The organism is Acinetobacter sp. YH12052 (assembly GCF_013419835.1).
Classification (GTDB): Bacteria; Pseudomonadota; Gammaproteobacteria; order Pseudomonadales; family Moraxellaceae; genus Acinetobacter; species Acinetobacter amyesii.
On sequence record NZ_VOZI01000007.1, the window covers coordinates 1 to 12,543 of the forward strand.

General features: G+C 43.6%; 13 protein-coding genes. 6 read left to right on the forward strand and 7 right to left on the reverse strand.

The features are described 5' to 3' along the window. Window positions 1-304 precede the first annotated feature (304 nt). Together hisA and FTU06_RS06395 are read left to right on the forward strand one after the other, a co-directional pair. Complete coding sequence (hisA, locus tag FTU06_RS06390; RefSeq protein WP_078190493.1) at window positions 305-1,036, forward strand: 1-(5-phosphoribosyl)-5-[(5-phosphoribosylamino)methylideneamino]imidazole-4-carboxamide isomerase; 732 nt, start codon at window positions 305-307, stop codon at window positions 1,034-1,036. 82 nt (window positions 1,037-1,118) lie between these two features. Then, window positions 1,119-2,006: a DMT family transporter gene (locus FTU06_RS06395; protein WP_078193152.1), complete on the forward strand. Its 888-nt coding sequence runs from the start codon at window positions 1,119-1,121 to the stop codon at window positions 2,004-2,006. Window positions 2,007-2,096: 90 nt separating this feature from the next. Here FTU06_RS06395 and FTU06_RS06400 read toward each other — a convergent pair whose 3' ends face one another. From FTU06_RS06400 to FTU06_RS06410, 3 genes are read right to left on the reverse strand one after another with little or no spacing between them, the layout of a single operon-like run. Continuing rightward, the gene (locus FTU06_RS06400) at window positions 2,097-2,489 is read right to left on the reverse strand and encodes a hypothetical protein (RefSeq protein WP_180145589.1); all 393 of its coding nucleotides are present in this window, start codon (window positions 2,487-2,489) and stop codon (window positions 2,097-2,099) included. Window positions 2,490-2,528: 39 nt separating this feature from the next. Next, window positions 2,529-3,155 carry a DUF1294 domain-containing protein gene (locus FTU06_RS06405; protein WP_180022370.1) on the reverse strand — a complete coding sequence of 209 codons (627 nt, stop codon included), beginning with the start codon at window positions 3,153-3,155 and terminating at the stop codon, window positions 2,529-2,531. A gap of 27 nt (window positions 3,156-3,182) precedes the next feature. Beyond that, window positions 3,183-4,133, reverse strand: coding sequence for a homoserine kinase (locus FTU06_RS06410; RefSeq protein ID WP_180009257.1), 951 nt, complete (start codon window positions 4,131-4,133; stop codon window positions 3,183-3,185). A 110-nt stretch (window positions 4,134-4,243) separates the two neighbouring features. Here FTU06_RS06410 and hisF point away from each other — a divergent pair, with 110 nt between their 5' ends. Next, window positions 4,244-5,005, forward strand: a complete 762-nt coding sequence (hisF, locus tag FTU06_RS06415) for an imidazole glycerol phosphate synthase subunit HisF (protein WP_306674445.1) — start codon at window positions 4,244-4,246, stop codon at window positions 5,003-5,005. Window positions 5,006-5,379: 374 nt separating this feature from the next. On the opposite strand, the gene FTU06_RS06420 is transcribed toward hisF, so the two are convergent. Beyond that, window positions 5,380-6,000 (reverse strand): hypothetical protein, encoded by a 621-nt coding sequence (locus tag FTU06_RS06420; RefSeq protein WP_180145591.1) that lies wholly within the window; start codon window positions 5,998-6,000, stop codon window positions 5,380-5,382. Between the two features lie 111 nt (window positions 6,001-6,111). On the opposite strand from FTU06_RS06420, the gene FTU06_RS06425 reads away from it, so the two are divergent. Further along, entirely contained in the window at window positions 6,112-7,122 is a 1,011-nt protein-coding gene (locus tag FTU06_RS06425) for an AraC family transcriptional regulator (RefSeq protein ID WP_180009251.1), read from the forward strand. A gap of 73 nt (window positions 7,123-7,195) precedes the next feature. Then, entirely contained in the window at window positions 7,196-7,882 is a 687-nt protein-coding gene (gene aqpZ / locus FTU06_RS06430; protein WP_180145593.1) for an aquaporin Z, read from the forward strand. Between the two features lie 99 nt (window positions 7,883-7,981). Here aqpZ and FTU06_RS06435 read toward each other — a convergent pair whose 3' ends face one another. Next, window positions 7,982-8,230: a hypothetical protein gene (locus FTU06_RS06435; RefSeq protein ID WP_180063004.1), complete on the reverse strand. Its 249-nt coding sequence runs from the start codon at window positions 8,228-8,230 to the stop codon at window positions 7,982-7,984. 117 nt (window positions 8,231-8,347) lie between these two features. After that, the gene (locus FTU06_RS06440; RefSeq protein WP_180110435.1) at window positions 8,348-9,436 is read right to left on the reverse strand and encodes a DNA/RNA non-specific endonuclease; all 1,089 of its coding nucleotides are present in this window, start codon (window positions 9,434-9,436) and stop codon (window positions 8,348-8,350) included. A gap of 264 nt (window positions 9,437-9,700) precedes the next feature. Between FTU06_RS06440 and FTU06_RS17075 the strand changes: the two genes are divergently transcribed. Further along, window positions 9,701-10,417 (forward strand): hypothetical protein, encoded by a 717-nt coding sequence (locus tag FTU06_RS17075; protein ID WP_180009245.1) that lies wholly within the window; start codon window positions 9,701-9,703, stop codon window positions 10,415-10,417. A 203-nt stretch (window positions 10,418-10,620) separates the two neighbouring features. Here the strand turns inward: FTU06_RS17075 and FTU06_RS06450 are convergent, their stop codons facing one another. Beyond that, window positions 10,621-12,501: a potassium transporter Kup gene (locus tag FTU06_RS06450; protein ID WP_078193161.1), complete on the reverse strand. Its 1,881-nt coding sequence runs from the start codon at window positions 12,499-12,501 to the stop codon at window positions 10,621-10,623. Between the last annotated feature and the right edge of the window lie 42 nt (window positions 12,502-12,543).

Sequence of the window (12,543 nt, forward strand, 5' to 3'; positions counted from 1 at the left end):
GCAAGTAACTTGGACCAGTGTTGATCATTTAGCATTGTTCGAGGCATAGCGAGTGTAAAATTGGGTTTGGCGATTTAATTTTACTATCTCGCTATTTTTTTAATCAACAAATGTCAACAGACCCTAATACACAGCGCATTTTTATAGACCAAGAATAAAATCCAATCCTCTATTTACACTGGCCTGACACATGTCAGGCTTTTTTAATTCATCAATTCTGATATTAGCATTTAGTGAATAGCCGTTTATTTGATAAGATTAGGCACAAATTCATTCTTAATTTGATTGAGCAAGGAGCGAAAGCATGCTGATCATCCCTGCAATTGACCTGAAAGATGGCAAATGTGTCCGTTTAAAACAAGGTCGTATGGAAGACGATACCGTATTTTCTGACGATCCAGTGGCAACTGCACAGCATTGGGTAAATGAAGGCGCGCGTCGCTTACATTTGGTAGATTTAAACGGTGCTTTCGCTGGTACACCGATTCATAAGCCTGTGGTTGAAGCGATTGCTAAAGCACAGCCTGAATTGCCAATTCAAATTGGTGGTGGTATCCGCTCTCTTGAAACCATTGAACACTACCTTGATGCAGGCGTCTCGTTTGTCATCATTGGTACAAAAGCGGTAAAAGAGCCTGAATTTGTTGAAGAAGCGTGCAAAAAATTTGCAGGCCATATCATTGTCGGTATCGATGCCATGAACGGCATGGTAGCAACAGATGGTTGGGCAAATGTCACTGACGTGAAAGCGACTGATTTGGCAAAACGCTTTGCAGATGCTGGCGTATCAAGCATTGTCTACACCGACATCGCACGTGATGGCATGATGCAAGGTGTGAACGTTGAACAAACAGTTAACCTTGCAACGTATTCAGGCTTACCTGTTATTGCATCGGGTGGCGTGACTAACCTTGACGACGTACGTAACTTAAAAGGCCAACCGGGCATTTTAGGTGCGATTACTGGTCGTGCAATTTATGAAGGGACATTGAACCTTCGTGAAGCTCAATTACTGCTTGATCAACAAAGCTTATAATTTGCCCGAGCAGAAAAGAGGTCTTCGGGCCTCTTTTTTTATTTCTCATTTTTATTTCCCCTCTTCGAACAATCAAATACACATGCCAACCGTACAATCTGCTTGGAAAGCCAAGTTTCCGCAGCTCGCACTCATCCTGATTACCATGATTTGGGGCGCCAGTTTTATCACCGTGCAATACGGTTTAAATTTTAGCAGTCCCGTTCTGTTTGTCGGTCTACGTTTTGCCGCAGCCACATTGGCTGTGAGTCTTTTATCACTCAAATATCTTAGACACTTTTCTCAATATGATGTCATTGCGGGCGCAAGTATCGGCGCGGTGATTGCGATCGGCTATGCGACGCAAACAATCGGCCTGCAAAGCATCAGCAGCAGTGAATCGGCTTTTTTAACTGCATTGTATGTGCCACTGGTTCCGATTTTTATGTGGCTGTGTTTTAGGCATAAACCGCATGTGATGACATGGCTAGGTGTGTGTTTGGCTTTTGTTGGTTTGGTCTTTTTAACTGGTAATGGTTTTGGCGCCATTCAGCTCAACTTTGGACAAATCATTACGCTGCTCGGGTCGATTGCCATTGCCTTTGAAATTATCTTGATCAGTTATTTTGCACCCCACGTCAATCTACGCAGAGTGACGGTTCTACAACTGGCATTTGCCTCACTGTTCTGTTTTTGCTTTGCTCCACTGGTAGGTGAAACCACATTGCCCAAATTTGAATGGCCATTAATCGCTGTACTGTGCGGATTGGGTCTGGCCAGCGCCGTGATTCAACTGGTGATGAACTGGGCGCAGCGTATGGTTGATCCTGCACAGGCGGCAATCATCTATGCAGGTGAACCGGTTTGGGCCGCAATCATTGGGCGACTTGCGGGTGAACGCTTAACACCGCTCGCTCTCATTGGCGGACTGTGTGTAGTGCTTGGTGTGATTGTGAGTGAATGGCGGCCGAAATGGTTAAAAAAACGCTAATTTCTGCATCCTCTATTATATCAAAAAAGCGACTCATACGGTCGCTTTTTTGATGCTAAGATTTTTATTCCAAAAAGTTCTGAACTCGTATTACTCATACATCGGTCTGTTGTCATTGACACGGATTAAACCTTTAATCGCGCGGTACACAATCCATAACCAAGACAGTCCGATTACCGTGACGCAGAAGGTACTCGCTCCCAGTGCTACACCTGCAAAAGCATTGGCATTATTGCCGGTAAAGAACAGAAAAATAAAAGGCACGAAAGCAATGATGTTCCAAATGAGATACCACCAAAACGTGCGAATCTGCCAAGTAAAATGGCTTTCAAAAATCGTGCCGCGCACATCACTGTATTTGACGTAATTGATAATCAACGCGAGGACCGCAAGCAAGCCGGCAGAAAAAATCGCCACAATATAAAGAATATACAAAATAATCGTGAGCAGGCGGTTTGGATCTTTATCAATGGAATAATTCATTTCGCTCTCCGTCATGATGATTTTGCGGATCATTCCACCCTAGATATGCAGGATATTAAATGGTGAAATCAGCCATAAAATCAGTAATATGTTAAAGGCTATAGTACAGAAATATATTTTTCGAAATGGTTGTTTTTGTGTTTTATGCCGCAAACGTTGCTGAGCCAGCCATGCCGCCGGCCACCCACCTAAAAAAGACAAAAGATGCAGTGTATTTTCTGGCACGCGTCGGTTCCCCATTTGCGCAGCTTCTTTATCTTGAGCGTAGAACCAATAGGTCAGGACATTGATAATACTTACAAAAAGCAGCACCATGCCACTGAGTAAACCCGCCACAGACAAACCCGCCAAGGCGAGGATATAAATGATGCACAAGATTTGCATCGGCTCTGCCTGACGCGGCATCTGCACCACATTTTTTTTATTGGGGCGTTGTGTAGCTTTGGTTTGTGAGGCTTTTAAATAATGCACTTGCTGTGCACGAAAGCGTCCGCGTTCGTCTAAGATCACAGCATAATCCAACGCGCAGCCCACGATTGGTCGTGGGCCGGGACGGGAAAAGTCTTTAATGTGCAAAAATACGCGATCTTTGGTGCTATCGTTCGGTTGAATGAAGCCGTAGCCCTTATCATCAAACCATTCTACTAAGCGTCCTTGATCACGCATGCTTTTCCCTCTCGTTGTTTTTAAAATTTATGCTGTGACGAATTTTAATCGTTCAATCAGCATATTACGCATTTCAGCAGGGTTTTTCTGCAAAATATCATCCCCTGTACGGCCTTCTGCAGCATTTTTCTGTGCCACCTGTAAACGCATCATCCAGAAACGACCCGCCGCCATTGCCAAATATAACTCTAGACATGATTTTTCATCTGCGGTTAATGGGCGCACGCTTTCATATGCATTTAAAAAGGCAATGGCTTTGTCTTCATTCAAATGCACATCCGGATATTCAGTACAGAAGTCATTTAAAGTAATAGCAATATCAAACAAGAGTTCGTCTTTATTTAACTCATAAAAGTCTAAAATACCGTTGAGTTGATCGCCTTCAAATAGAGTATTGTCACGGAACAGATCAGAATGAATAAAACCGGCAGGACGGTCTGGATACATCGCCGTTAAGATGTCATATAAGCCCAACAGATTGTTGAGCAACGTGGTATCTGCTTCATTTAATGTTGGACGAATATCGCGTGAAACTTGTAACCAATAAGCATGATCACGATATTCTGCACGTTCCAAAGGGAAGTCTTGTAGAGCCACATGCATTTTCGCTTGGGCAACAGCAATCACTTCTGCTTGCGCTAAGCTCGCAGGCATCGGATGTTGACCTTGCATGCGTGGCGCAATCTGTGCAGGTTTATCCTTTAAGCTATGAATCGCTTTACCCGAATGATTCAGCGGTACAGGCACAGCTAGACCAGCCTGCCCCAAATGTTCAAGTACAGGGACCAGTTCCCCTGCACCTTGCTCGTCCATCTCTTCAAAAACAGTTAATACATACTGCGTGCCATTTTCGCAAACAATAAAATAGTTGGTATTTTGAATACCGCCTTGAATCGGAATCAGGTCAATCACCTCCAGTCCATAAGGTGCTGCAAAATCCTGAACTTCCTTTAAAGTCAAAGTGGTATAAACCGACATAGAAAACCTGCGAAAAAACTTACATATTTTTGATAGAATAACCGCTCCGACTACTAAGGTGTAGCATCTAAGTCGCGAAGTTTCATAATCGGCTGTTATTTTTGGAAAAAATTATGCTTGCTAAACGTATTATTCCTTGCCTCGACGTGGACAACGGTCGTGTAGTGAAAGGTGTTCAATTTCTTGATATTCGTGATGCAGGCGATCCAGTTGAAGTTGCACGCCGTTATAACGAACAAGGTGCGGACGAAATTACCTTCTTAGACATTACCGCAACCTCAAATGGTCGTGATACCACTTACCGTACGGTAGAGCGTATGGCTGAGTCTGTATTTGTGCCATTAACAGTCGGTGGTGGCGTGCGTAAAGTAGAAGATATCCGCCTGTTATTAAATGCGGGTGCGGACAAAGTTTCGATTAACTCTGCGGCTATTTATAACCCTGAATTTGTACAAGAAGCCTCTCAGCGTTTTGGCGCACAGTGTATTGTGGTTGCGATTGATGCAAAAAAAACTGGCGACAATAAATGGGAAATTTTCACCCACGGTGGTCGTAAAGAAACCGGTATCGATGCCATCGAATGGGCAGTAAAAATGGCGGACTTCGGTGCAGGTGAATTACTCATCACCTCGATGGATGCTGACGGAACCAAAGCCGGTTATGACCTTGAACTGATGCGTAACATCAATGACCGTGTGACCATTCCAACCATTGCTTCTGGTGGTGTCGGTAATCTCCAACATTTGGCCGATGGCATTTTAAAAGGTGGCGCAGATGCGGTGCTTGCAGCCTCTATTTTCCACTTTGGTCAGCACACCATTCCTGAAGCGAAAAAATATCTTGCAGAACAAGGCATTGAAATGCGTCTTTAATTGATTCGTTTTCAATGAGGATTGAAAAAGAGCGATGATTCGCTCTTTTTTTGCTTTGGTGTTTTTGATGCAACGCCATGGAGTTGTAGCAGCGAATCGTCGATTTAATTCATCCACTATAGACATAAAAAAAGGAGCCTTGTCGGCTCCTATAAACCAAGAAAAACTACAGCACTTGGTCTGATACTTAAAACAAATGAAAAAATATACATAGCAACTTCATCAATCAACTCGTCGTGTACAAGCCTTTTGATGATTTAAATATAGGGCATTTACACCGTATTTGATTGACAGTAGATTCATAATTTATTGACAAATTGCGACAGCTCAATTGGGTAGCAAAGCTTGTTGTCAAAACGCACAGTGCATTCATATTAGACCGATTCAAGAAGTGCAACTGGCTTTTCGCGCTCAGCCACCCACTTTGCAGGAAATACCCGATTGACCCAGTGCGACAACGGCTTGGCAATCGCTGTCGGCAGTAGCACACCCAATGGGTTTTGTTCCTGTAATTTCGCCGAGGAAATCACCCGAGTCCCTAAAATATAATCAAACCACGGCTTGGTCACACACCAATTGGCATCCTGATTTGAGTTCATATGGTGGTCATAGTGCCATGGAATCTTTTTCATCGCCCACTCTGGCTCAAGATGTGCGCGACGATGGATATAATAATAATTCCCTGCACAGTACAGCACAGACAAACTCATTCCTTTGGAAATGGGATAAAAAAGCGGGACAAATACGGCTGAAACTGCCACCAGTGACAATATTTCATTTTTCGTGCGCCAGTTCTGTACACCTTCAACATAACCATGATCATGAAAATCTGTTTTTCGAACTTCACGATGATGTTCCCAATGTGATTTCATGCTTTTCGGTACTGGACTAAAACGTGGCTTGCCTGACCGATGCGTCCCATGCAAAACATATTTATGTGCGAACCATTCAAAGGCATTGGCGACGACCAACCCTGCAATAAAACCTTTTAACATGACCAATATCTCCTTTTCTTAGCTCCACTATAGGTAATGAAAAGGGCTAGATATTGACCGTTTTTTTTAATATTATTGACAAAACACGACAAAATTTAGAATTAAAAAAATATGCAACAACTCAAGGACTATACAGGATCGGTCTATGGAGGACTGGGCCATTTGCTCTATGCTTATCACCAAGCCCAAGGCATTGCTATTCCTGAAAAATTGAATAAAGTTCAAAACTTAGAGCGTTTTGATTATGCCATTTGGCGTGATTTATTGATGGATTTAGATCAAAAGATCCAAAAGCCGGCGCTGGGTTTAGAAATTGCAGAACATGTGCAACCCAAACATATTGGCATTATTGCGTATATTGCTCTGTCCTGTGAAAACTTGGGCGAAGCGCTGCTCCGCTACCATGATTTTCATCGCTTAATCTTCGATGGCAGCCCATTGCTGATTGATATTCAAAATGATTTTTTCTCGATCGGTTGGAATGATTTACCCATGAATATGGCCAATCAATTGACCGATGAAATTGCGATTGCCTTAATGCTGCAGTTTCTAAAATTATTCATGCGTTTTGAAGATATCAATTTACACGAAGTGCATTTTCATAATCCTGCACCGAAAAATGTCGCACAATATGAACAATATTTTCGCTGTAAAGTTCGATTTTCCCAAGAAAAGTCAAAGGTTATTGTTCCCATTCAAGAACTGTCTCGCCCCTTTTCCCAAGGCGATCAGACCTTACAAAAACTGTTAATGCAGCAGGCACAGTCTTTATTGGAAAAGCTGCCGAATACCACGCAAATCGACCAACGCTTACAACAAGCCATCTTAATGGGTTTGCAAAAAAATCAGTTCCAAATTGAACATGTCGCTACGCAACTGAATCTGTCCGTCCGACAATTACAACGCCATTTACAACAACAAGGCAGCACCTATCAGCAACGTATGCAGGAGGTCCGCTGCATGATGGCAGAAGAATTTTTAAGAGACCCGCATTTAAGTTTGCAGGAAATTGCTCTACTGCTGGGTTATTCAGAACAGAGTGCGTTTCAACGCGCTTTTAAACAATGGCGAAACTTGACCCCACAGCAATGGCGCTTATCGCAAATTGAAGCAGTAAGTTAAAAATGTGACACAGCTATCATTTTATATATTGTGATTTTCAGCAAAATCCATTAAATCTATGCATATTCGATAAATGAATAAATATTTAGCAGAACTGATCGGTACATTTTGGCTGGTCTTTGGTGGTTGTGGTAGTGCGGTCTTGGCTGCGGCCTTTCCTGAACTTGGCATTGGCTTCGCTGGCGTGGCACTGGCCTTCGGTTTAACCGTATTAACGGCTGCTTATGCGCTGGGTCATATCTCAGGGGGACATTTTAACCCTGCCGTGAGTATCGGCTTGTGGGCCGGTGGTCGTTTTGAAGCGAAAGAACTAGCACCCTATATTATTTCTCAATTGCTGGGTGCAACCCTCGCCGCATTTATTCTATTCATCATTGTACAAGGTCAGGCCGGATTTACCGGTGTCGGCGGTTTTGCCACCAATGGCTATGGTGAGTTATCTCCGGGCAAATACTCTATGCTCTCAGCGTTAGTTATTGAAATTGTGCTGACGGCTGACTTTCTGATTGTGATCATGGGAGCAACAGATAAACGTGCACCTGCCGGATTTGCCCCAATTGCAATCGGTCTTGCGCTTACATTGATCCATCTCATCAGCATTCCCGTCACCAATACTTCGGTCAACCCAGCGCGTAGTATGGGTGTGGCATTCTTTGCTGAAACTGCTGCGCTTTCACAAGTTTGGCTATTTTGGGTAGCCCCTATCATTGGCGCGGTGATTGGTGCTGTCATCTATAAACTGATGGCAAAAGACGCATAAATAGAAGAAGACACCATAAAAAAAGCTCACAATCTGTGAGCTTTTTTTTCATTCATCCCGAATTGAGCATTGCTTCCTTCGACGGTCGATGACACAGCATTAAAGAAATGGATTTTCCACTTCGTTGTCTTCACCGCCCTGCACTATTTTTTCAGCTAAGTTGGTTTCTGCCTCAAGTGTGGTCACCACATCATTGAAAAATGCCTGTAAAGCTTTCGCTGCAGCTAATCCAGCTTGGTCTTTCGTCACCTGTAGGTTGCCATAAATATTAATTCGATCTTGGCCATTTTCTAGTGTTAAGTCATGAATTGCATGCGACGCTGTGTCATTTTCAAATGCTTTGAACATGATAGATATCCTTCTTTTTTGTTGTAGTGATGCAGCAATAGAAATACGTGAAAAAGATTTCAACTGCAAGCAATGATCTTCTTCATCACTCACAGTTCAGCGCTATTATCTGCTCGATTATTTCAAAATCTGTAGCAGATATTGCAGAATTTCTTCAATCAATTGTTTGACCAAGGCATCTTGATTGTTGTCATTTCCACTGCTTGCCGTAGTTGTCTCACCCACAGAACCACCACTCGATTTAAAGTCTTTTTGCAAACTTAAAATCTTGTCTTCTGCGACATCTGCAGCACACTGGCTTTCAGCATCCCAATGCAAATAAGCAATGTCTTGATTTGCTTTGACTTGGGTGGCTTTGAGTGGCAAACGGTAGGTATTGCGCTTTTGGTCTTCGGTTAATTCTGGAAAAAAATTAATTCCAGTCAGTTCTTCTAGCGCACAAATACTCATCACTTTGACTGTCGGTGCGGTATCACGCAAGGTATTGTCTGCATAGTACACGCCTGCAACGCCTTTTTTCGGCAAATAGATCGCCTTATAAGTGGCGGTCGGCACAATGACCCCTTGCCCAATGGTTTTTAATTTTTTCGCACTGTAAACCGGCCCCGTCACCACATAGACATCTTGCTTTTGTTTGGTCACTATCGCCCGTGTGGCTTCTTCTAACTCGCGCCACACTTGCTGATTATTTTTTGGGGCTTGCGGCACCATATTGGCCAAAGAAAAACTGTCTAACTGTGCAGCTTTATTGGGCATATCGGCATTGGGCGCCATGTGTCCACGGTCATAGCCTGAAGATTTATAGTCTGACAGCAATGCCCGATATTCAGACGGCACGCGAGTCTCTTCATGAAAGTTATCTTCACGCGGAATTTTTTGACTCAGCCGTGCGGGGGTTAAGGCTTCTGCAACCCAAAGCGGTGTCTTGGATATTCCTGAATACATGACATTAAAGCCATTAAAACACAGGGGGAAACTATTTTTGTGTAGGCTTTCACGAACCAAATAAGGCGGTACTTCACGGTAAAACTGGTCCAAACAGGCGCTATTTGAACTGCTACTCATGGAAACAAGTTGTTGAATTTTTTCTTGCCCGAAAGCAATTGCAAAGCTCCCTGTTGCCACCAGACCTAACAGCACTTTTATGCCATTTTGCCCAAATAACTGTGAAAGCGGATTTGCTGAATTGCGTTTCTTTTTGACCATGACTTACAACAATGACTTCTAAAAAGGACTATTTTTCCGCAGCTTAGCAAGGGTGAAAATTTTAGTACACTTTTCTTTTTTAATTTGCTTAACAATCACACAAATATTGTTTAACAAAGCAGCAGTTGATGTAACTTTATGTCGCAGTTGTGCAGGTCTTTATAGGAAGTCATGAAGCAGTTGCGTATGTTTCATTGAATTCGCCTCAAGAATTATGACAAGGTAAAAATACGAAAAATTGCGATAAAAATATACGGAGTGACTATGCATTCTAAAATTTTAGGTTTAGGTTTAATTTCAGGTTTAATGAGCGCAGCAGCATTTGCAGAGCCGCCGATTCAACCCGGTGACACTTTAGAAAGCTTGTCTAAAGTCAAAATTGTGACCACTGTGAATGGTCAACCCGGTTCTATTCAGGACTTGGTATCAAGTGGTCAAGTTCAATTGCTTGAAGCACCTGCCGGACAAGTCAATGCCGCTGCAACAGAACAGCCCTTAAACCCTGAACAGGCTCAGGCAAACCAAATCGATCCGAATGCCCCTGCAGTCCCTGCAAATGCTGAACAAGCGGCGACTGAAGCGGAAAATGCACTCGCAAATGAACAGCAAAGTGTAGCAGCTGTACCTACAGAGCAGTCTGTGCCAACTGAACAAACGGCAGTGGCCAATCCACCCGAAGCCACGGTAACTGAAGCACCTGTGGAAACAGCACAGCAAGCACCTGAAGCCGTAGCAACGGATGCCAATGCTGCACCCGTCATTGCCTCTTCTGCAGAAGCGCCAGTCAATGCCGATAGTGCATCAGCGGCATTGCCTGAAGCACCTCAAGCACAGCAGGATGCTTTTATGGCAGCACCTGAAACTCAAAGTGCAAATCCTGCAGACGCATCAATTCAAGCCAACCCAGAAGCACCTGTTGCTGACGAAGCCATCCAAGCTGCGCCTGAAGCCTCTGCAGATGTAGACGCGACAATCAACTAATCAGCGTATTTTCAAGGATGAAATAACGCAACATCTTCATTCTGTTGCTTTGCTCGCATACTCCTCCCAAGAAAAAGCAACAGAATGATCTCTATGTCTTTGGACTAAAAAAGTTCAATTATCACAGATAAAAAAAAGCCAGAATTGATCTGGCTTTTTCGTGTTTAACTATTAAATCTATGCCTAAAAGTTCAATCTAGGACTTAAATTTCAATCTGACTTCCCAACTCCACCACACGGTTAGTTGGAATTTGATAAAAGTCGCTGACTGGACTGGTATTTCGCTGCATAGAGATAAACAGCTTTTCTCGCCAAGGTGCCATGCCTTCACCCAAGGTATGAATAATACGGTCTCTGGAAATAAAGAAACTGATTTGCATTAGATCAAATTCAAAGCCCAATTCACGATACGCATGCTCCAAAGCGGCAGGAATATTCGGCTGATCTTTAAACCCATAAAACATTGTGATTCGATAGAATCGATCATCTAGTTTTTCCGTGATCACCCGCTCATTTTCGGGTACAAATGGCACATCTCGGGTGTTGACCGTAACCATAATATTGCGTTCATGCAGAACTTTGTTGTGCTTAATATTATGCAACATGGCATGAGGCACGATCTCAGGCGTTCCTGTCAAGAATACGGCATCACCTGGAACAAACTTGGTTTCACTACCCATGCTGACACTGCGAATAAACAGGTCAATAGGCAAAGCATCTTTACCGAGCCGATTGAGCACCAATGCCCGTCCATCTTTCCACGTCATTAAAATCGTAAACAATACCGCACCAATCAGGATTGGAACCCAACCGCCCGCTGCGATTTTTAATGATGTCGATGCAACAAAGATCAAATCAATCAATAAAAATGGCACTGCAAAAATCGCCACTTTCCAAACCGGCCAACGCCATAAACCATAAGCTAAAACTGAGATCAAAATCGTACCGCAGAGCATGGTCATGGTCACAGCTACGCCGTACGCACTGGCCAAATTCGCACTGTTTTCAAACAGCAAGATCAAGATCAGCACCGAGATAAACAATGCCCAGTTAATAAATGGCAAATAAATCTGACCACGTTCAACTTCGGAGGTATGTTTCACTGTCAAACGCGGCAAATAGCGCAATTGAATCGCCTGATTGACCATAGAGAATACCCCTGTGATCACCGCTTGAGAGGCAATCACCGCGGCTGCTGTCGCCAATGCAATCATTGGGTACAGTGCCCATTCAGGAATCAGCATATAAAATGGATTGGCTAGAGCTTCTGGATTACGCAGTAGCAAGGCACCTTGGCCTGCATAGTTCAACAGCAAGCACGGCATGACCACAATAAACCATGCCAAGCGGATTGGGAGTCGGCCAAAATGCCCCATATCGGCATAGATTGCCTCACCACCTGTCATCGTCAAGATGACCGCACCCATGGTCAAGAATGCAACATAGGGCTGCTGTACCACAAAATTGAAAGCCCAATGCGGACTGATCATGGTCAACACAAATGGTGTTTGCGAAATACTCCATAGTCCAAAACCACCAATGGATAAAAACCACATAAGCGTCAAGGGACCAAAGAATTTACCCATCGTGCCTGTGCCATGGCGTTGCACTAAAAATAGCCCCGCCAAAATACCGATCGATAAGGGTTGCAGCCATTGGTTAAACATCGGCGTCGCAATACTTAAGCCTTCAATCGCAGATAACACAGAGATTGCGGGGGTAATGATCCCATCACCAAAGAACAAAGATGCCCCAATAAAGCCAAGGGCAATCAGGTAAATTTTTTTGTTTTCGGCAATTCGTGTGGTTCGTAGATTCAAGGCCAACAGCGACATAATACCGCCCTCGCCATTGTTATCTGCACGCATGATGATGCTGACGTATTTAAAACTAATCGTCAGCATGATGCACCAGAAAATCAGGGACAGAATACCCAGCACAGACGCTTCGCTAATCGCCAAGTGTGCTGTGAGGAAACATTGGCGCAGCGCATATAATGGGCTCGTCCCAATGTCTCCGAATACTACGCCCAAAGCTGCCAAGGTGATGGCAGGCAATGCGGCTTTTTGTGCAGTACTTTGCATATAATTGTCTTCAATTTAGACAGGATTTTTGCGAATCATAGC